Source organism: Cryobacterium lactosi, assembly GCF_004403945.1.
Lineage (GTDB): Bacteria > Actinomycetota > Actinomycetes > Actinomycetales > Microbacteriaceae > Cryobacterium > Cryobacterium lactosi.
This window is the reverse complement of sequence record NZ_SOHM01000008.1, coordinates 118,747-139,587: the sequence shown is the minus strand read 5'-3', so window position 1 is coordinate 139,587 and position 20,841 is coordinate 118,747. Positions and strand designations below refer to the sequence as shown.

The following is a 20,841-nucleotide window of genomic DNA, read 5'->3' as shown; positions in this document are numbered from 1 at the left end:
TCCGGTATCGATCGCGCCCGCGATCTTGTGGATCCCGGGCGTCAGGGTAGACACGCCGAGGCGTCGGAGATGCACAAATGTGCACCCGAAACCGGGACCGGATCGCGTGGCGTCTTTCCGGCCATCCGCACGACACAACCACTACATATAGCGGCACTTGGGACCAAGGCCACCCAAATGTAGTGATTTCCGGGTAGTCCCGTCCCTATGCTGAGAGCGTGAATTCACCCATCAGCGCCCCGGCCCAGATCCCCGCCACCCGCGACGACGTCGTCGACCAGACCACGCCGGCGCCGGCACCCAAAACCATCCGGGTCGTCAAACGCGACGGCCGCCGGGTGGACTTCGATGACACCAAGGTTTACGAGGCCCTGGTCAAGGCGGCGGTGGAGATCCACCGCGAGATGACGCCGCTGGTGCACCGCGCGATCGGCGACATCGTCGTCGCCGTCAACCGGGAGATCGCCGGCCGTTTCGCCACCGACATCAAGATCTACGAGGTGCAGAACATCGTGGAGCACGCGCTGCTCGAAAGCCACGAGTACGACCTCGCCGAGAAGTACATCGGCTACCGCACCCAGCGCGACTTCGCCCGGAGCAAGTCCACCGACATCAACCACTCGATCATCAACCTGCTCAGCAAGGACTCGAGCGTGGTGAACGAGAACGCCAATAAAGACAGCGACGTCTTCAACACCCAGCGCGACCTCACCGCCGGGGCCGTGGGCAAGGCCATCGGCCACAAGATGCTGCCCTCCCACGTCTCGAACGCCCACCAGAAGGGCGACATCCACTTCCACGACCTGGACTACAGCCCGTACGCGCCCATGACCAATTGCTGCCTGATCGATTTCGCCGGCATGCTCAGCCGGGGTTTCCGCATCGGCAACGCCGACGTGGAGCCGCCCCGCTCCATCCAGACCGCCACCGCGCAGATCTCGCAGATCATCGCCAACGTGGCGTCCAGCCAATACGGCGGATGCTCCGCCAACCGCACCGACGAGCTCCTGGCCCCCTACGCCAGGGCCAACTTCGCCAAGCACCTCGCCGACGCCCAGAAGTGGATCGGCGACGAGACCCTGCACACTGCCTATGCGGAGGAGAAGACCCGCAAGGACATCTACGACGCGATGCAAAGCCTCGAGTACGAGATCAACACCCTGTTCACCTCGAACGGCCAGACCCCGTTCGTGTCGCTCGGCTTCGGCCTGGGCACCGACTGGTTCGAACGGGAGATCCAGCGGGCCATCCTGCAGATCCGCATCGACGGTCTCGGCAGCGAGAAGCGCACCGCAATCTTCCCCAAGCTGATCTTCACCCTCAAGCGCGACCTCAACCTCGCCGAGGGCGACCCGAACTACGACATCAAGCAGCTCGCCCTGGAGTGCTCGACCAAGCGGATGTACCCGGATGTGCTCAGCTACGACAAGCTCGTCGACATCACGGGCAGCTTCAAGGTTCCGATGGGCTGCCGCTCGTTCCTGCAGGGCTGGACCGACGCCGACGGCAACGACGTCGCAGAGGGCCGGATGAACCTGGGCGTGGTGACGGTGAACCTGCCCCGCATCGCACTGGAGGCCGCCGGCGACCAGGCCAAGTTCTGGAGCATCCTCGAGGAACGCCTGGCCATCACCCGCGACGCCCTGGTCTACCGCATCGAACGGTGCAAGCAGGCGACCCCCGCCAACGCCCCGATCCTCTACGTCTACGGAGCGTTCGGCCAGCAGTTGGCGCGCACCGACTCGGTCGACACCCTCTTCAAGGACGGCCGCTCCACGGTGTCGCTGGGGTACATCGGCCTCTACGAGGTGGCCGCGGCCTTCTTCGGCTGTGCCTGGGAGGGTGATGCCGAGGCGAAGGCGTTCACCCTCGACATCCTCAAGTCTCTCGACGCACACACCAAGGCGTGGACCGCCGAATACGGCTACCAGTTCAGCGTCTACTCCACCCCGAGCGAGAGCCTGACCGACCGGTTCTCCCGCCTCGACAAGGCTAAGTTCGGCTCGGTGGAGAACATCACCGACAAGGATTACTACACCAACAGCTTCCACTACGACGTGCGCAAGAACCCCACTCCGTTCGAGAAGCTCGACTTCGAGAAGGACTACCCGGTGTTCTCCTCCGGCGGCTTCATCCACTACTGCGAGTACCCGGTGCTGCAGCAGAACCCCAAGGCCCTCGAGGCCGTGTGGGACTACGCCTACGACCGGGTGGGGTACCTGGGCACCAACACCCCGATCGACCGCTGCTACAAGTGCGACTTCGCCGGCGACTTCACCCCCACCGACCGCGGTTTCGCCTGCCCCGACTGCGGCAACGACGACCCGGCCAGCTGTGACGTGGTCAAGCGCACCTGCGGCTACCTCGGTAACCCGCAGGCCCGCCCGATGGTGCACGGCCGCCACCAGGAGATCGTCTCCAGGGTCAAGCACATGGCCGGCGCCACCGGCAGCAGCGGCTCGCACTAGGAAACCGACATGCGTCATCCGCAACCCGGCGAGTGGCTCGCCGACAAGCTCAGCCAGGGCTTCGTCGGCGACTACAAGCCGTTCATGTTCGTCGACGGTGAGGGCGTGCGCTGCAGCCTCTACGTGAGCGGATGCCTGTTCGCCTGCGAAGGCTGCTTCAACCGGGCCACCTGGAACTTCCGCTACGGCACCCCGTACACGACTGAGCTCGAAGACCGGATCCTCGCCGACCTCGCCCAGCCGTACGTGCAGGGCCTCACCCTGCTCGGCGGCGAACCGTTCCTGAACACCGGGGTGTGCCTGTCGCTGGCCCGCCGGGTGCGTGCGGAGTTCGGCCGGGCCAAGGACATCTGGTCGTGGACCGGCTACATCTTCGAGGAGCTGCTGCAGGACAGCCCGGACAAGCTCGAACTGCTCGGCCTGATCGACGTGCTCGTGGACGGCCCGTTCGATGAGGCGCTGAAGGACCTGCGGCTGCAGTTCCGGGGCAGCAGCAACCAGCGCATCATCGATGTGCAGAAGTCCCTGGTCACCGGCCGGACCGTGCTCTGGGCGGCCCGGGTCGACGCCAGCCGGAGCTACGAGCAGGTGGAGAAGCGCCCGCTGATCTAGCGCTCGCGCCCGGTGCAGCGGGAGCCGCCCGACGCCGTGCCCACACCTCGAAAGTGCGCCGAAAAGCCTGGGCTGCTCGGGCACTGGCCTGTAGGTTTCAGGGAGATCGCCCCCGTACCTAAGGACACCGTCGTGCCTGAACTCACCCACCGCTGTGCGGATGCACGCGTTCGCCTGGTCGATTCGCTGGGCCGGCCCGTTGCCGACAGCACGGTCTCCGTCGAACAGACCCGGCAGGCGTTCGGATTCGGCAACATCGGCTTCGACTTCATCGACTGGCTCGGCGGGCCCTCGCGTTCTGGTGGGGCACACGCGTCGGACGGGTTCGGTGGCCAGCCGGCGCCGGACCCTGCAGCCCTGGCTGAAGACTGGCTGGGCCTGTTCAACACCATGACGCTGCCCTTCTACTGGCGCGGCTTCGAGCCGGAGCGCGGCCGGCCTGACACCAAGCGTCTCCGCCGCACGGCCGAGTGGTTCGCCGCGCGCGGGGTCACCGTCAAGGGGCACCCGCTGGTGTGGCACACCCTGGCCCCGGAGTGGCTGCTCGAGCTCGACGACACGGAGGTCGAAGCGGCCATCCGTGAGCGAATCCGCCGCGAGGTCACCGGTTTCGCGGGTGTTGTGGACCTGTGGGACGCGATCAACGAGGTCGTGATCCTGCCGGACTTCACTGCCGAGGACAACGCCGTGACCCGGCTCGCCCAGCGCCGCGGCCAGGTGGGAATGGTGCGGCTGGCGTTCGAGGAGGCGCGGGCCGCGAACCCGAACGCCCGGCTGGTGCTCAACGACTTCGACCTCTCCGCCGATTACGAAAGGCTGATCGACGACTGCCTGTCGGCGGGCATCCGGATCGACGCGATCGGACTGCAGACCCACATGCATCAGGGCTACCGGGGCGAAGAGCAGGTGTGGGGGATCCTGGAACGGTTCGCCCGGTTCGGACTTCCCCTGCAACTGACCGAAACGACGCTGCTGTCCGGCGACCTGATGCCGTCACATATCGTCGATCTCAACGACTACCAGCCGGAGTCGTGGCCGTCGACACCTGAGGGGGAGGCCCGCCAGGCCGACGAGATCGTGCGCCACTACCGAACGGTGGTGTCGCACCCCGCGGTGGAGTCGCTGACCTACTGGGGCCTCACCGATCACGGGGCGTGGCTCGGGGCTCCGTCCGGTCTGATCCGCCGGGACGGCAGCAAGAAGCCCGCATACGACGCGCTGCAGGCGCTGGTGCGCGGCGAGTGGTGGTACCCCGAGACGCGCGCGACGACGGATGTCGACGGTGTCGTGTTGGTGCGCGGCTTCGCTGGTCGGTATCGACTCGAGACCCCGGCCGGGTCGGCGGAGGTGGACCTGGAGGCCGGTGCCGGTTCGGTGAACGTCAGGCTGGACACGGTGCCGGCGGCACTCAGCGGATTCTGATCCTGGCCTCTTGACCGGTCGGGAAAACCCATGATCTGATTGGTCTCAGGAGGGGAGTATCCCCGAATCACATCGTCGCCAGTACAGCCCCTCGGCTCGGTGATGTGAGCTCGACCCGAGCGGGAAAGACCTCCGAGACGACGCAGCGTGCGTCCTCTCGGAAGGGTTATCACCATGAACGTTCCGCTCTGGGCCTGGCTTTCCGTCTTCGCCGTCATCCTTGTGATGCTGGCCATCGACCTGCTCGCCCATCGCACCGCCCACGTCATCGGCGTGAGGGAAGCGGCCGGGTGGTCGATCTTCTGGGTTGCCTCGGGGGTCAGCTTCGGCGTGATCATCTGGCTGCTCTTCGGCGGCGAGCTGGGGCAGCAGTACTTCGCTGGCTTCCTCATCGAGAAGTCGCTGGCCATCGACAACGTGTTCGTGTGGGCCATCATCTTCGCCAGCTTCGGCGTGCCCGCCAAGTATCAGCACCGCATCCTCTTCCTCGGCGTGCTGGGTGCATTGGTGTTCCGTGGCATCTTCATCGCCGCGGGCGCCACGCTGATCGAGAGCTTCGGATGGATCCTCTACGTCTTCGCCGCCCTCCTGGTGGTCACCGGCATTCAGATGCTGCGCCGCCGCAACGAACACGCCGACCCCACCCACTCGCGCATCTACCGCGCCTTCCGCCGTGTCGTGCCGATGACCGACACGTTCTACGGGCAGCGGCTCATCGTGAGAACCGGAGGGGTACTCGTGGCGACACCGCTCTTGGCGGTGCTGGTTCTCATCGAATTCACCGACATCATTTTCGCCATCGACTCGATCCCCGCGATCTTCGCCGTCACCGATGAGGCGTTCCTGGTGTTCACCGCGAATGCCTTCGCCATCCTGGGACTGCGCGCCATGTACTTCCTGCTGGCCGATCTCATCCACCGCTTCATCTACCTCAAGATCGGGTTGGCCGCCATCCTCATCTGGGTCGGCGTCAAAATGGCGCTGCACGACCTGGTCAAGGTCCCCACCACCGTCTCGCTGACGGTCATCATCGTGATCCTTGCCACGGCGGTTGGCGCCAGTCTCATCGCCACCCGCGGGCAAGGACGGCGAGCGGTCGAGCCGACCGGAGCCCAGCTGTTTCGCGATGCCACACCGGAGGAGGTGGCCAACCTCAGCCCGGTGGCCGCCCGGCGGCCCCGATAGCCTGCGGGAACTGCCAAGATGACCACACGGGCGCATGACGCCCACGGGATGCAAAGGAGCTGACCCATGGCCAAGAGGGACTACACAGCGGACCAGCAGATCGATCGGCTGCGAATCTACAACATCGTCGCCGGCAGCCTGCACCTGGTTCAGGCCATCCTGTTCGCGGTGATCCTCACAATGCTCAGTTCGCAGGTTCTGTTCGCCGTCACCACGGACTACCTGGCCGGCCCGCCCGGGGTGCCGATCCCGCCGGAACGGGTCACGCTCTTCGAAGTGAACATCGGTGTCGGCGTGGTCGCCTTCCTCGCGCTGAGCGCCTTCTTCCACTTCCTGATCTCGAGCCCCTGGTTCTTCAACCGCTACAAGACCGGGCTCCTGAACAATCACAACTACTTTCGCTGGGTCGAGTACTCCCTGAGCTCATCGATCATGATCTGGCTGATCCTGGCGATCAACGGCGTCACCGACATCGGAGCGTTGTGCGCCGTCTTCGCGGTCAACGCGGCCATGATCATGTTCGGTGCTCTGCAGGAGAAATATGAGCAGCCGGGGTCGGGTGGGATGCTGCCCTTCATCTTCGGTTCCATGGTCGGCATCGTTCCGTGGATCCTGATCCTGATCTACTTCCTGCGGCCCGGCAGCGCCAGTGACGTGGCGGCCCCCGGCTTCGTGGTCGGCATCGTGATCTCGTTGTTCGTGTTCTTCAACACTTTCGCCATCAACCAGTGGCTGCAGTACAAGCAGGTGGGCAAGTGGAAGAGCTACCTGCAGGGCGAACGCACCTACATCACGCTGAGCCTCGTGGCCAAGACGGCACTGGCCTGGCAGGTCTTCTCCGGCGCCATCATCCCGGCGATCGCCAGCTGAGCCTTGCGCGGGACCCCCCGATTGCGTTCAATTATTGACGACACCAGCGAAATGCTGCAGTCTTGTATACATGCCGGTGCGCCAACGCAGCAATCCAGGGTCGCAGAGCGCCCTGCGGCTCTCGAACCAGCAACGAATCCTCTCCACAGTCTCCGGCGGACCAACGACGCAGGCTGAAATTGCCCGTGCCACCGGGCTTTCTACCGCGACCGTCTCGAACATTGTCAAGGTGCTCGTCGACCTCGGTCTGGTCGCGACGTCGCCGACCACGAGCTCCGGCCGGCGAGCCCAGCTGGTGAGCCTGTCTTCGACCGACGGTGCGGTCTCGGTGGGCATCGACTTCGGGCGCCGCCACGTGCGCATCATCGTGGCCACGCTCGACTACCGGGTGATCGCAGAGAAGGAGATCGAGATCCCCGCCGGGTACACCGCGGCCGAGGCGCTCGACATCGCGGCCAACCTGCTCACCTCGACCCTGAACCACGCCAGGGTGTCGCGCACGTCGGTGCTCGGTGTCGGCGTCGGAGTGCCCGGCCCGATCGACCGGCGCACCGGCACCGTGGTCGACGGCGCCATTCTGCCCGAGTGGGTGGGCGTCACCGTCGGCATGGTCGAGGAGATCTTCGAGCTGCCGGTGTATCTGGAGAACGACGCGAACCTGGGCGCGCTCGCCGAGGTTACCTGGGGATCACATGCAGGCACCCCCACTGTCGTGTTCGTCAAGGTGGGTACTGGAATCGGCGCGGGGTTGATTCTGAACGGCGTGCCATACGCCGGAAATATCGGTCTGACCGGGGAAATCGGTCACACCCCCATCTACGAGCACGGGTTGCTGTGCCGCTGTGGCAACCGCGGATGCCTCGAGACAGTGGCCTCCACCACCATCATGATCGAACTGCTCTCGCGCACCCTCGACCGCCCGGTGCGCACGAAGGAGATCGTGCGGCTGGCCCTCGAGGGCGACGAGCGCGCCATCCGGGTGGTGGAAGAGGCCGGCCTGGCCGTGGGCCGATCGATCGCCGCGATCACCAACCTCATCAACCCGCACACCATCATCGTCGGCGGCCCGCTGACCGGGCTGGGCGAAATGCTGCTCGGCCCGATCCGCAGCGCACTCCAGCGCTATGCAGTGCCGATGATCATGGAGACCACCGACCTGGTGATGTCGTCGCTGGGGGAGCGGGCCGAAGCGCTCGGTGGCGCGGCTCTCGTGCTGCAACAGGCGGGGATCAAACCCACCGTTAGCTGATCGTTGCCAAGTCCTTGCGTTAACAAGTTGACGACAACGGTTCTCTAGGTCTAGCGTTCAGATCAGGGCCGCTCAACAAGGCCTGGTCAGACGAGGAGGTCAGACGTGGAGACAGCTCACAACGCTCACCCCACCATCCTGGAGATGCGGTCCATCACCAAGGAATTCCCGGGTGTCAAAGCGCTCGACAAGGTGTCACTCACCGTGCGGGCCGAAGAGATCCACGCGATCTGCGGCGAGAACGGGGCCGGCAAGTCCACGCTGATGAAGGTGCTCTCCGGCGTGTACCCCTTCGGCACCTATGACGGCGACATCGTCTACGAAGGCCAGGTGGTGCGCTTCCGCGACATCAAGCAGAGCGAGGCCGCCGGCATCGTCATCATCCACCAGGAACTCGCGCTCATCCCCGAGCTCTCGATCACCGAGAACATCTTCCTCGGCAACGAGCCCGGCCGCCGCGGCATCATCAACTGGGTCGACGCCCAGCGCCGGGCTGTCGAACTGCTCGCCCGGGTCGGGCTCGATGACGACCCGGACACCCAGGTGAAGAACATCGGTGTCGGCAAGCAGCAGTTGGTGGAGATCGCCAAGGCGCTGAACAAGAACGTGAAGCTGCTCATTCTGGACGAGCCCACCGCCGCCCTCAACGAGAGCGACTCGCAGCACCTGCTCGACCTGATCCGCGGCCTCAAGGGCAAGGGCATCTCGTCGATCATGATCTCCCACAAGCTCAACGAGATCGAGCAGATCGCCGACCAGATCACCATCATCCGCGACGGCAAGTCCATCGAAACCCTCGACGTGGTGGCGGACGGGGTCGACGAAGACCGCATCATCCGCGGCATGGTCGGGCGCACGCTGGGCAATCGGTTCCCCGAACACACCGCCACCATCGGCGAGGTCTTCTTCGAGGTGCGCGACTGGACCGTGCAGCACCCCCTCACCGCAGAGCGCCTGGTGGTGAAGAACTCCAGCTTCACCGTTCGCCGCGGTGAGGTCGTGGGCTTCGCCGGCCTCATGGGCGCCGGGCGCACCGAGCTGGCGATGAGCCTGTTCGGCCGTTCCTACGGCAAGTTCATCTCCGGCCAGGTCTTCAAGGACGGCGAGGAGATCAAACTCCGTACCGTCGCCGAGGCGATCGGGCACGGGATCGCCTACGTCAGTGAAGACCGCAAGTCCCTGGGCCTCAACCTGCTCGACACCATCAAGCGGTCCATCGTCTCGGCCAAGCTCAGCAAGATCTCTCGCGGCGTCGTCGTGAACGAGCTCGAGGAGGCGCAGGTCTCCGAGCAGTACCGCAAGAGCCTGCGTATCAAGACGCCCACCGTAGAAGAGGGGGTGACCAAGCTCTCCGGCGGCAACCAGCAGAAGGTTGTGCTGGCCAAGTGGATGTTCACCGATCCCGACCTGCTGATCCTGGACGAACCGACGCGCGGCATCGATGTGGGTGCCAAGGCCGAGGTGTACCAGATCATCCGCGACCTCGCCGCTCGGGGCACGGGCATCATCATGATCTCGTCAGAGCTGCCGGAGCTCCTCGGTGTCTCCGACCGCATCTACACGATCTTCGAAGGCAAGATCACCAACGAACTCCCGGTCGCCCAGGCCGATCCCGAAACCCTCATGCGGAGCATGACCTCCTCCTCACAGAAAGCAGTCGCGTAATGAGTGCACCCGTTACTGACAAGCGCAGCGGATTCGACATCCGTGACCTGAAGAGTCTGTTCGGCGGCGGTGGTTCGCTCAAGCAGTTCGGCATCCTCGGCGCCCTCGTCGCGATCATCATCATCTTCCAGCTCTGGACGGGCGGTAAGACCCTCCAGCCCGGCAACATCATCAACATCGTGCAGCAGTACTCCTACATCCTGATCCTGGCGATCGGCATGGTGATGGTGATCATCGCCGGCCACATCGACCTCTCGGTCGGTTCGGTCGCGGCCTTCACCGGCATCATCGTGGCCCTGGCCATGAAGGACTGGAACTTTCCGTGGTGGGCCGCCATCATCCTCGGCCTCGTCGTGGGTGGCCTCATCGGCGCCTGGCAGGGGTTCTGGGTGGCCTATATCGGGGTCCCGGCGTTCATCGTGACGCTGGCCGGCATGCTCATCTGGCGCGGCGGCAACCAGTTCATCGGCGACTCGGCCACTGTGCCGGTCGGCGCGGGGTTCCAGGTCATCGGCAAGGGTTACCTGCCCGAATTAGGCCCCAACCTGGGCGTGAACAACCTCACCATGCTCCTGGGAATCGTCGTCGTGTTGATCCTCATCGGCCTCGAGGTGCGCGGACGCCGCACCCGTGCGGTGATGGGAGCGACGTCCGCGCCGGCCTGGACCAGCGTCGCCCGCGTCGTCGTTCTCGGCGGGGTGGTCCTGGTGGCCGCCTACCTGTTCGCCACCGGCCGCGTCGGCACCAGCTTCCCGGTCTCCGGCATCATCCTCGCCGTGCTCGTCGTGGCGTACTCGTTCCTCACGAACCGCACCACCATCGGCCGGCACATCTACGCGGTCGGCGGCAACAAGCACGCTGCCGAGCTGTCTGGCGTCAACTCGAAGCGGGTCAACTTCTTCGTGATGATGAACATGTCGGTGCTGGCCGCGCTGGCCGGCATGATCTTCGTCGCCCGCTCTCAGGCCTCCGGCCCGTTCGACGGCACCGGCTGGGAGCTCGACGCGATCGCCGCCGTGTTCATCGGCGGTGCCGCGGTCTCGGGCGGCATCGGCACCGTCGCCGGCTCCATCATCGGTGGACTCGTGATGGCTGTGCTGTCGAACGGACTGGCGCTCAAGGGCATCTCGTCCGACCTCGTGCAGATCATCAAGGGCCTCGTCCTCCTGATCGCCGTGGGCGTCGACGTTTTCAACAAGTCGCAGGGACGCCCGTCGATCATCGGACTCATGACGCGGAACCAGGGCGGTCGGGGCGGCCAGAAGCTGGCCGAGGAGCCCACATCGACCCAGGTCTCCCCGGGTGGCGGAACCCCCGACACCGTGGTGCCGGCCGACCTCAAGAATTAGCTTCCACGCTGAGTCTCCGCCGCGCGTAGCCGCTCGGCGGGCGACCAGCACTTCCCACAGCACCATCCACAGCACCACCCTTCAGCACCACTCACAGCACCACACATAGAAAAAGAAAGAGATCCCAATGAAGAAGATCCTTTTCGCCACGACAGCCATCATGGCCGTCGCGGCACTCGGCCTCACCGGCTGTTCCTCCGACACCGGTCGCGGTGCCGAGGCCGGGACCGAGGAAGCCGCCAGCGGCTTCGACGCCGGTTCGCTCATCGGTGTCGCCCTCCCGGACAAGACCAGTGAGAACTGGGTTCTGGCCGGCAGCCTGTTCGAGCAGGGGCTCGCCGACGCCGGATTCGAAGGCGACGTGCAGTACGCCGGTGCCAGCAACGCTGTCGCCGACCAGCAGCAGCAGATCTCGACCATGGTCACCAACGGTGCCAAGGTCATCATCGTCGGCGCCAAGGACGGCGCGCAGCTCGGCACCCAGGTGGCCGACGCCAAGGCCGCCGGCGCGATCGTCATCGCGTACGACCGTCTCATCCTGAACACCGACGACGTCGACTACTACGTGGCCTTCGACAACTTCAAGGTTGGCCAGCTCCAGGGTCAGGCCCTCCTCGACGGCATGGCGGCGAAGTTCCCGGACAAGACCACCTACAACGTGGAACTCTTCTCCGGCTCCGCCGACGACTCGAACTCCGCGGTCTTCTTCGATGGCGCCATGGACGTGCTGCAGCCGAAGATCGACGATGGCACCCTGAAGATCGTCTCCGGCCAGACCGACATCGCCCAGACGGCAACCGACGGCTGGAAGCCGGAGAACGCCCAGCGCCGCATGGACACCCTCATGCAGGGTACCTACCAGGCCGAGGCCGTCGACGGCGTCCTGTCGCCGAACGACACCCTGGCCCGCGCCATCATCACCTCGGTGAAGGATGCCGGACAGGCTGTCCTCCCCGTCGTGACCGGTCAGGACTCCGAAGCGGCGTCCATCCCGCTGATCATGTCCGGCGAGCAGTACTCGACCATCTACAAGGACACCCGCGCGCTGGTCAAGGAAGCCATCGCCATGGCCACCGCCCTGCAGGCCGGTGACGAGCCCACCGTCAACGACACCGAGTCGTACGACAACGGCAACAAGATCGTCCCTGCCGACCTGCTCTCGCCGGTCATCGTCACCAAGGACAACGCCGCCGAGGCGTACGCCGAGAACCCCGACCTGGTCGCGCTCACCAAGTAGCGGACCCTGGTCACAGCGAAACCGGCCGGCCCCGCGGGGCCGGCCGGTTTTGTGAGAGCACCCACGATCGGGCATCCCCGCGGCCCAGCTCAATGAATCACGAGATGATAGGCAACATGCCACCCATGAGCAGTATTCTCGCCATCGATGCCGGGCAGTCGGGCATCAAGATTCGCCACACCGACGGTGGAGCCGTCCGGGAGTGGACGGGACCCGGCATCCGAACCGACCTGCCCCTGATGCCGCAGCTGTCCGCGGTGCTCGCCGACGCGGCACGCCGCGGGGGCGTGGCTACACGGATCGGCATCGGCGTCTCAGGACTCACCGACGGTGCCGCCGACGCACAATCGCTCCTCGCCGACGCGGCCCCGCTCGGCGCGCGCTCGCTCACTCTGGCCCACGACTCCATCACGGCGTATCTCGGTGCCCTTGACGACGAGTGCGGCGTGGTTGTGGCCTCCGGTACGGGCGTCGTGTCGCTGGCGGTGGGCGAGCGTGACGTTGCGCGCATCGACGGCTGGGGGTACCTGATGGGTGATGCGGGAAGCGGTTACTGGATCGGGCGGGCCGCACTCGAGGCAGTGATGCGTGCCTACGACGGGCGCGGGCCGGAAACGGCGCTCTCCCCGGTGGTACTCGCCGACTTCCCCGCGCTCGAAGACGCCTACATCGAACTGCAGGCCGACGACGAGCGCGTGCGCCGGATTGCCCGCTACGCCACCCCCGTTGCCGAGCTCGCCGCGACCGACGCTGTTGCGGCGCGGATCATCGCAGCGGCCGCCGAGGAACTCGCCCACGCCGCCCTGACCGGGTTGCGCCGAGTCGGCCAGGACACCGCCGACGTGCCGCAGGTGCGAGGGATCGGCGGCGTGTTCCGCTCGACCGCGCTGGCTCGAGAATTCGAGGAGCGGGTGCACGCAGCGCTGCCGGCCGCCGTGGTGAGGATCGGCAGTTCCGATCCGCTCGATGGCGCGGCCCGGCTCCCCGCTGTGGGTGAGCACAGCGCTCTGCGCCTGCGGATCACCCGCGCCGAGGTCGCGTAGCCTCCGCACGGTGAACCGCTGATGGCCCTCGACCCTGTTCGGTGCGACGCCGTTAGTCGCTGAAAGCCTCGAGGCGCGACTGCATCTCCCAGTACGACGTCGCCGGCGGCGTCCGCTGGTTGTCGCGGAGTGCGACGGCAACGTTCACCGCCGCATCCACGGCTGCGCGGTACGGCAGCGAGCCCGAACTCACCCGGCGGATGCCCAGGTCACCGAGCTCGGCCACTGTCAGAGTCGGGTGGGCCAGCACGTTGACCGGCAGGCCGATGCCGGCGGTGATGCTCTGGATGTCCACCGGGTCGGTCACGCCGGGGACGAAGACCCCGTCGGCCCCGGCATCGGCGTAGGCGAGGGCGCGGAGCAGCACGGCCTGCACCGTGGCCTCCTCGTCGAACCAGAAGTTGTCCACCCGGGCGTTCACGAACACGTCAGGGCTGTGTCGCTTGATCGCGGCGACCTTGGCGGCAAGCACCGCCGGATCCACCAGGTGCCCGTCCCTGCTGTCCTCCAGATTGACCCCGACGACCCCCAGGGCGGCCAGCTCGGCCACGACGTCCGCGACCTCGGCCGGGTCGTCCGAGTAACCGTCTTCGATGTCGGTGGTGATGTGCACGGGCAGACGGCACAGGAGCGCCGCGAGGGCCGCGGTTGCCGCGCGGGTGGACCCGCCGCCGTCGGGCAGGCCGGTGCTGGCCGAGATACCGAAACTGGTGGTTCCGATGGCGGCGAAACCTGCCGCCTCGAAGGCCAGGGCGGAGCCGACATCCCAGGCATTGGGCAGCAGCAAGGGCGCATCGGCGTGGTGGAGTTCCCGGAAAGTGTCCATTCTCGTTCCCCTCCCGTAGCGGCGGTACCTGCTGTCACGCTACTAGAGTGCGGCCCGCGCGCAAGAGGGGCCGCAGCAGGCTCAGGCGGGCAGCTGCCGGGCGTAGGCGGCCACTATCGTGCGTTCGGAGAGCAGCAGGTAGTCCTCCAGAACGGATGCGGCTCCGGCCGTGTCGCCGGTGAGGTAGAGCGCGAGCACGGCGGCGTTCCGGTCCACATACGGCCGGTGCAGGTACTCCGGGTCGTCGAGCAGGCCGAAGGCCAGGCGCAGCTCGGCGGAGATGTTGGCGTAGAGCCGGTCGAGGTGGTCGCTGTCGGCCAGGGCCACGATGGCGGAGTGGAACTCCATGTTGGCCGTTCCCACGGCGACCCAGTTGTCGGCATCGCGGCTGGCCTGGGCGGACTCCACGGCGGCGCGCATCCGTCGGCTGGCGGGGTGTCGGGCGGGGGAGGAGCGTAACGCCTGGCACTCGATCATGCGGCGCACCCGGTAGATGTCGATGATCGACGCGAGCGACGGCACCGCCACGAACACGCCGGCGTGCGGCTTGTGCACGAGCAGACGCTCGTGGGTGAGCATGCGAAACGCCTCGCGCAAGGTGTTGCGGGAGACGCCGAGGCGCTCGCTGACGGCGGTCTCGGACAGGCGTTGTCCGGGCACCAGGTCCCCGGCGATGAGCAGCCGGCGCAGCCTCTCGGCGGCCTGGTCGGCACGCGAGTTGCTGTCTTCCGCTTCATCGAGTTGAGCCACCACGACACTCTACCCAAACCGGCCCCCGCCCCGGCAGCGATGCTCTGGCCTCCGTTCACCGAAACATGACTGAAACACAGTATTTACTCGATTGATTGTTCAACAATCGCTAACCTGTCGTTCACGCGCTTAGGCTCGTTGCGTGGGGTTCCGGTCCCCGCGAGTAGCANCCCCCCCCCCCCCCCCCCCCCCCCCCGACGAAATGGATGTGCCTCAGTGACCGACCCCACCCCGACCACCACATCCGCGGAACCCACCGAACAGGCCAGCATCCGCAGCGTCGCCAAGAGCCGCCGCACCGCCCTGATCGGCGCCCTGTTCCTCATGGCCACCTCGGCCATCGGCCCCGGCTTCATCACCCAGACGGCCACCTTCACCGCGCAGATGGGCGCCGCGTTCGCCTTCGGCATCCTCGCGTCGATCCTGATCGACTTCGCCGTGCAGCTGAACATCTGGCGCATGATCACGGTCAGCGGCAAGCGCGCCCCCGAGCTGGCCAACCTCGCCATCCCTGGCAGCGGCTTCGTGCTCGCCTTCCTCGTCATCCTCGGCGGACTGGTCTTCAACATCGGCAACATCGCCGGCGCCGGCCTGGGCCTGAACGTGCTCACCGGACTCGACGCGAAGATCGGCGGGCTGCTCAGCGCCCTGTTCGCCATCACGATCTTCCTCGCCAAGCGGGCCGGCGCCGTCGTCGACAGGGTCGTGGTCATCGCTGGGCTCGTCATGATCGTGCTCACCGTGATCGTGGCATTCCTCTCCCAGCCGCCCATCGGGGATGCGCTGCGCCAGACCGTGCTGCCCGACGAGATCAACTTCGCCACCATCACCACCATCGTGGGCGGCACCGTCGGCGGCTACATCACCTACGCCGGCGCCCACCGCCTGCTCGCCAGCGGCACCGCCGGTGTTGAACACGTCAAGGAGGTCTCCCGCGCGGCCTTCAACGGCATCCTGGTCACCGGCATCATGCGGTACGTCCTGTTCCTGGCGATCCTCGGCGTCGTCGCCAGCGGCGTGGTCATCGACACGACGGGTGCCGCCGCCAACCCGGCCGCCCAGGCCTTCCAGGCCGCGGCCGGCGAATTCGGCCTCCGCGTCTTCGGCGCGATCTTCTGGATCGCCGCGATCACCAGCATCATCGGCGCCGCGTACACCTCGGTGTCGTTCCTGCCCGTCTTCTCCAAGAAGATCGTCGGCCGCGCCGCCGACTTCGCCACCATCGTCTTCATCGTCGTCTCACTCGCGGTCTACCTACTGATCGGCACCGCCCCGGCCACCCTGATGGTGTTCGTCGGCGGCTTCAACGGTCTGATCCTGCCGATCGGCCTCACCATCTTCATGTACATCGGCTGGTTCCGCGGCGACCTGATGAACGGCTACCGCTACCCCAAGTGGCTGCTGATCATCGGCACCCTGGCCACGCTGCTCACCTGGTACATGGCCGCGATGGCCGTCGGCCCGATCTTCTCGCTGCTGACCCTGTAGCTTTCCGGTACAACCGAAGGACTCCCTCATGAGCATCATCGACCTGAACAGCGACCTCGGCGAAGGCTTCGGCCGCTGGAGCCTCGGCGACGACCTGGAGATGCTCGGCATCGTCACCAGCGCGAACATCGCCTGCGGCTTCCACGCCGGCGACCCGCTGGTGATCCGGGAGACCGTGCTCGGCGCCCGGGACGCCGGGGTGTCGATCGGCGCGCACGTGGGCTACCGCGACCTGGCCGGCTTCGGCCGGCGCAACATGGACGTCTCCAGCGCCGAGCTGATCTCCGATGTGATCTACCAGATCGGTGCGCTGCAGGGCGTCGCCCGGGCGGCCGGCACCACGGTCACCTACGTGAAGCCGCACGGAGCCCTCTACAACACGATCGTGCACGATGCTCGTCAGGCCCAGGATGTGGTGACGGCGATCAGCGAGATCGACCCGACCCTGGCCATCCTGGGCCTGCCGGGCTCTGAGGTGCTGCGGGCGGCGGATAAGGCGGGCCTCCGCAGCGTGACCGAGGCGTTCGCCGACCGCGCCTACACGCCGTCCGGCACCCTGGTGTCGCGGAAGGAGGCCGGTTCGGTGCTGCACGACGCCGCGCTCGTGGCCGCGCGCATGGTGCAGCTGGCCACCGAGGGCACCCTGACCGCCATCGACGGAAGCACCATCACCGTGGCGGCGGACTCGATCTGCGTACACGGAGACAGCCCGGGCGCCACCGAACTGGCCCGGCAGGTGCGTGCCGCCCTCACCGCGGCAGCTATCAACATCACCGCGTTCGCCCCGCGGGCGGGCGACCCGGCGGCGCCCTAGGGTGAGCGGCACCATGCGGTTCCTCCCCGTGCGCGACGACGCGCTGCTGATCGAGCTCGACGACTTGCCGACGACCCTGGCGCTGTTCGACTCGCTCAGCAGCGACCCGGTCGCCGGTACCGGCGAGCTCATCCCGGGCGCCCGCACCCTGTTGGTGTTCTACCGGCCGAGCGCCGTGAGCCCGGCGCAGATCGTGCGAGCCGTGCGCTCCCGCGACCTGGGCGGCCGGGTCGCGGGGGAGGGGTCGCTCATCGAGATCCCGGTGACCTACGACGGCGAGGACCTCGACGAGGTCGCCGGACTGCTCGGAATCGGCGCCGCCGAGGTGGTGCGGCTGCATACGGTGGCGGAGTACGCGGTGGGGTTCACCGGGTTCGCCCCGGGCTTCGCCTACCTCTCCGGCGGCCACCCCGACCTCGACGTGCCGCGCCGCAGTTCCCCGCGCACCCGCATTCCCGCCGGGTCGGTGGCCCTCGCGGGCACCTTCAGCGGTGTCTACCCCCGCGAGAGCCCCGGCGGATGGCAGCTCATCGGCACCACCGAGGCACGGATGTGGGACCTGTCGCGCGACCGCCCCGCCCTGCTGCTGCCCGGTGACCGGGTGCGTTTCGTGGACGTGGCCGGCGGCGGGCGGGCCACTTCGTTGACCTCGGCTGAGACGGCGGCGCCAATCCACACCTCTGCGGCTGCGGCCGAGCACGCTCTGGAGATCCTCGACCCCGGCATGCTCACCCTGCTGCAGGACCTCGGCCGGCCCGGCTACGCGAGCATGGGCGTCTCCAGCTCCGGCGCCCTCGACCCGGTGTCACTTCGCGCGGCCAACCGGCTGGTCGGCAACGACAGCGCCGCGGCCACCCTCGAGACGACGTTCGGCGGGCTGCGGCTCCGCGCGCGCGGTGAACAGGTTCTCGCCGTCACCGGGGCGCCCGTGCCGCTGAGCGTCACGACCCCAGCCGAGGCGACCGGCCGCGTTCGCACGCGCAGTGTGACCTTCGGCCACCCGTTCGCGCTCGGATCGGGCGAGGAGCTGCTGCTGGGCCGCCCGGCCGCCGGGCTCCGCAGCTATCTCGCCGTGCGCGGCGGCTTTGCCCTCGAGCCCGTGCTCGGCAGCCTCTCCACCGACGTGCTGGCCGGGCTCGGGCCGGAGCCGGTGACTGCCGGAGCCGTCTTGCCGGTGGGCATGCCCGCGGGCGCCGTCCCTGCCGTCACCCTCCCCGACCTCACTGGCGCCGGCCCCCTTGACACCACCGAAGTGGTGCTCGACGTCGTGCTGGGCCCCCGCACCGACTGGTTCTCCGCCGACGCCATCGACGTTCTCACCGGGCAGAGCTGGCTGGTCAGCTCCCGCTCCAACCGGGTGGGCCTGCGCCTGGAGGGCGAGTCGCTCACCCGCGTCGTCGACGCCGAGCTGCCCAGCGAGGGCACCGTGTCCGGTGCGATCCAGATCCCGCCGAACGGCCAGCCCGTACTGTTCCTCGCCGATCACCCGCTCACCGGCGGGTACCCGGTGATCGGGGCGGTCGCCACGCACCACCTGCCTCTGGCCGGCCAGCTGCCGCCGGGCGCGCGCATCCGCTTCAACCCCATCGGTCCATTCGACGAGTACTCCGCAGTCAACCCCGAGGTCACACCATGAAGAAAGTCCTGATCGCCAACCGCGGCGAAATCGCCGTGCGCATCATCCGCGCCTGCGCCGACCGGGGCCTGGCCACCGTGGCCGTCTACGCCGACAGCGACGCCGATGCCGTGCACGTGCGCCTCGCCGACGAGGCCAGGGGTCTGAACGGCGACAGCCCGGCGGCGACCTACCTCGACGCCGAGAAACTCATCGCCCTGGCCGTCACGAGCGGCGCCGACGCCGTGCACCCCGGCTACGGATTCCTCTCCGAGAGCGCGGCCTTCGCCCGCCGGGTGATCGACGCCGGCCTCACCTGGATCGGCCCGAGCCCCGAGGCCATCGACCTGCTCGGCGACAAGATCGCCGCCCGGCAGCTGGCCGCCAGCGTGGGCGCGCCCCTCGTGGCCGGCACGCCCGACCCGGTGGCCACCGCGGCCGAGGCCGTGGCGTTCGCCGAGGAGCACGGTCTGCCCATCGTCATCAAGGCGGCATTCGGCGGTGGGGGTCGCGGCATGCGCGTGGCCCGCAGCCTCGACGAGGTGGCCGAGCAGTTCGACGCCGCCGTGCGTGAGGCCGTCACGGCGTTCGGCCGCGGCGAATGCTTCGTCGAACAGTTCCTCGACGCGCCCCGGCACGTGGAGGTGCAGGTGCTCAGCGACAGCCACGGCAACGTCGTGGTGCTGGGCACCCGGGACTGCTCGCTGCAGCGCCGCAACCAGAAGCTCGTCGAGGAGGCCCCCGCGCCGTTCCTCACCGACGAGCAACGCGACCGCCTGCACGGCTCGGCCGCCGCGATCTGTGCCGCCGCGCACTACCGGGGCGTCGCCACCGTGGAGTACTTGCTCAGCGTCGACGGCACCATCTCGTTCCTCGAGGTGAACACCCGACTGCAGGTGGAACACCCGGTCACCGAGGAGACCACCGGCGTCGACATCGTCGCCGAACAGCTGCGCATCGCCGAGGGCCTGCCGCTGTCGGTGCAGGCCACCCCGGACCCCACCGGGCATTCGATCGAGTTCCGCATCAACGCCGAGGATGCCGCGCGCGGCTTCCTGCCCACCCCTGGCCTGCTCACCCGGTTCGAACCTCCCACCGGGCCCGGCGTCCGCGTCGACTCCGGCGTTCAGACCGGCACGCTGGTCTCCGGCCGCTTCGACTCCATGATGGCCAAGCTCATCGTGACCGGGCCGACCCGCGAGATCGCCATCCGCCGCGCCCGCCGCGCGCTGGACGAGTTCGTGCTCGACGGCGTCGCCTCGGTGCTGCCGTTCCACCGGGCAGTGCTCCGCGACGACGACTTCACCGGCGAGGGTCTCAAGGTGCACACCCAGTGGATCGAGACGGTCTTCGCCGAGCGGATCCCCGCCGACACGCTCCGCGCCGAACCGGTCGAGCCCGGCGTCACCAGCAGCTGGATCGAGATCGACGGCCGCCGGCACACCCTGCGGATGCCCGCCGGCTCGACCCCGGCCGCCCTCCCGATCGCCGCGCCCGCCGGCGCTGCGCCCGCGCCTGAATCGACCGACGCGGCCGTGGCATCCGTGGCGGGTCTGGTGGCCCCGATGGCCGGCACCCTCATCACCTGGCTGATCGGCGACGGCACCGAGGTCGCCGAGGGAGACCCGGTGGTGGTGATGGAGGCCATGAAGATGGAGACCACCATCGTGGCCACCGGCCCGGGCACCCTGCGGCACCGGAGCGCTCCCGGCGATTTCCTCGCCGCGGGAGAGCAGCTGGCCACGCTCGACTGACCCGGGCGGCCGGTCAGCCTGCCGGATGCCCGGCGCGGGCCGCATCACCGTCGGGGGTGGCGTCGGCGAGCACCTGCAGGTAGTGCGGGTTGGTCATCACGCCGAGCACATTGCCGAACGGGTCGAGCACCGCGGCCGTGGTGAATCCCTCGCCGCGCTCGCGGATCTCCTCGCGCATGGTCGCACCAAGCCCGAGCAGTCGGTCGAGGGTCACCCGGATGTCATCAACGTGCCAATTGAGCACGGCGCCGCCGGGCACATCCGCCCACGGTTGCGGGGCATACCTGGCGTCGATGAGGCCGAGCTCGTGGCCGTAGTCGCCCACCCGCCACTCCGCGTAGCCGGGCATCTGGAAATAGGGCGGCATGCCCAGTAGCTCGGTGTACCAGGCCGTCGCTGCGGCGTGGTCCGCGGCCCAGTAGCTCACATTGCTCATGCCTCGCAGGATGCCGGTTGATGCGTTCATCGGTGCTGCCTCTCGTCGAGTCGGAAGT

17 protein-coding genes are annotated in these 20,841 nt (G+C 67.6%); 14 read left to right on the top strand and 3 right to left on the bottom strand.

Going from position 1 to position 20,841, the window contains the following annotated elements; all coding sequences use genetic code 11:
• Positions 1-218 precede the first annotated feature (218 nt).
• From nrdD to E3T61_RS04515, 10 genes are all read left to right on the top strand, one after another.
• Positions 219-2,468 carry an anaerobic ribonucleoside-triphosphate reductase gene (gene nrdD / locus E3T61_RS04560; RefSeq protein ID WP_241992385.1) on the top strand — a complete coding sequence of 750 codons (2,250 nt, stop codon included), beginning with the start codon at positions 219-221 and terminating at the stop codon, positions 2,466-2,468.
• Positions 2,469-2,477: 9 nt separating this feature from the next.
• Complete coding sequence (gene nrdG / locus E3T61_RS04555; protein WP_134639711.1) at positions 2,478-3,080, top strand: anaerobic ribonucleoside-triphosphate reductase activating protein; 603 nt, start codon at positions 2,478-2,480, stop codon at positions 3,078-3,080.
• Positions 3,081-3,212: 132 nt separating this feature from the next.
• Positions 3,213-4,502, top strand: a complete 1,290-nt coding sequence (locus tag E3T61_RS04550; protein ID WP_134639710.1) for an endo-1,4-beta-xylanase — start codon at positions 3,213-3,215, stop codon at positions 4,500-4,502.
• 174 nt (positions 4,503-4,676) lie between these two features.
• Positions 4,677-5,687 (top strand): TerC family protein, encoded by a 1,011-nt coding sequence (locus E3T61_RS04545; protein ID WP_134639709.1) that lies wholly within the window; start codon positions 4,677-4,679, stop codon positions 5,685-5,687.
• Positions 5,688-5,753: 66 nt separating this feature from the next.
• The gene (heR, locus tag E3T61_RS04540; RefSeq protein ID WP_134639708.1) at positions 5,754-6,557 is read left to right on the top strand and encodes a heliorhodopsin HeR; all 804 of its coding nucleotides are present in this window, start codon (positions 5,754-5,756) and stop codon (positions 6,555-6,557) included.
• Between the two features lie 70 nt (positions 6,558-6,627).
• Positions 6,628-7,806: an ROK family transcriptional regulator gene (locus tag E3T61_RS04535; RefSeq protein ID WP_134639707.1), complete on the top strand. Its 1,179-nt coding sequence runs from the start codon at positions 6,628-6,630 to the stop codon at positions 7,804-7,806.
• A gap of 144 nt (positions 7,807-7,950) precedes the next feature.
• Positions 7,951-9,471, top strand: coding sequence for a multiple monosaccharide ABC transporter ATP-binding protein (mmsA, locus tag E3T61_RS04530; protein ID WP_134639876.1), 1,521 nt, complete (start codon positions 7,951-7,953; stop codon positions 9,469-9,471).
• A gap of 38 nt (positions 9,472-9,509) precedes the next feature.
• Complete coding sequence (mmsB, locus tag E3T61_RS04525) at positions 9,510-10,820, top strand: multiple monosaccharide ABC transporter permease (RefSeq protein ID WP_134639875.1); 1,311 nt, start codon at positions 9,510-9,512, stop codon at positions 10,818-10,820.
• Positions 10,821-10,947: 127 nt separating this feature from the next.
• Complete coding sequence (locus E3T61_RS04520; protein WP_134639706.1) at positions 10,948-12,057, top strand: substrate-binding domain-containing protein; 1,110 nt, start codon at positions 10,948-10,950, stop codon at positions 12,055-12,057.
• Positions 12,058-12,182: 125 nt separating this feature from the next.
• Positions 12,183-13,100, top strand: a complete 918-nt coding sequence (locus E3T61_RS04515) for an N-acetylglucosamine kinase (RefSeq protein ID WP_166793142.1) — start codon at positions 12,183-12,185, stop codon at positions 13,098-13,100.
• 52 nt (positions 13,101-13,152) lie between these two features.
• Here E3T61_RS04515 and E3T61_RS04510 read toward each other — a convergent pair whose 3' ends face one another.
• Both E3T61_RS04510 and E3T61_RS04505 read right to left on the bottom strand, forming a co-directional pair.
• The gene (locus E3T61_RS04510) at positions 13,153-13,926 is read right to left on the bottom strand and encodes an isocitrate lyase/PEP mutase family protein (RefSeq protein WP_134639704.1); all 774 of its coding nucleotides are present in this window, start codon (positions 13,924-13,926) and stop codon (positions 13,153-13,155) included.
• An 81-nt stretch (positions 13,927-14,007) separates the two neighbouring features.
• Positions 14,008-14,676, bottom strand: coding sequence for a GntR family transcriptional regulator (locus E3T61_RS04505; RefSeq protein ID WP_134639703.1), 669 nt, complete (start codon positions 14,674-14,676; stop codon positions 14,008-14,010).
• A 216-nt stretch (positions 14,677-14,892) separates the two neighbouring features.
• On the opposite strand from E3T61_RS04505, the gene E3T61_RS04500 reads away from it, so the two are divergent.
• Genes E3T61_RS04500 through E3T61_RS04485 form a run of 4 tightly spaced genes read left to right on the top strand, consistent with a single transcriptional unit; the run spans position 14,893 to position 20,347 of the window.
• On the top strand, positions 14,893-16,164 hold the full coding sequence (locus E3T61_RS04500) for an NRAMP family divalent metal transporter (RefSeq protein ID WP_241992384.1): 1,272 nt from the start codon (positions 14,893-14,895) through the stop codon (positions 16,162-16,164).
• Between the two features lie 28 nt (positions 16,165-16,192).
• Positions 16,193-16,978 carry a LamB/YcsF family protein gene (locus tag E3T61_RS04495; RefSeq protein WP_134639702.1) on the top strand — a complete coding sequence of 262 codons (786 nt, stop codon included), beginning with the start codon at positions 16,193-16,195 and terminating at the stop codon, positions 16,976-16,978.
• Between the two features lie 13 nt (positions 16,979-16,991).
• Positions 16,992-18,614, top strand: coding sequence for a 5-oxoprolinase subunit B/C family protein (locus E3T61_RS04490; protein ID WP_134639701.1), 1,623 nt, complete (start codon positions 16,992-16,994; stop codon positions 18,612-18,614).
• Positions 18,611-20,347, top strand: a complete 1,737-nt coding sequence (locus tag E3T61_RS04485; RefSeq protein WP_134639700.1) for an acetyl/propionyl/methylcrotonyl-CoA carboxylase subunit alpha — start codon at positions 18,611-18,613, stop codon at positions 20,345-20,347. The genes E3T61_RS04490 and E3T61_RS04485 overlap by 4 nt, the downstream gene beginning before the upstream one ends.
• A gap of 13 nt (positions 20,348-20,360) precedes the next feature.
• Here the strand turns inward: E3T61_RS04485 and E3T61_RS04480 are convergent, their stop codons facing one another.
• Complete coding sequence (locus tag E3T61_RS04480; RefSeq protein WP_241992383.1) at positions 20,361-20,813, bottom strand: VOC family protein; 453 nt, start codon at positions 20,811-20,813, stop codon at positions 20,361-20,363.
• Between the last annotated feature and the right edge of the window lie 28 nt (positions 20,814-20,841).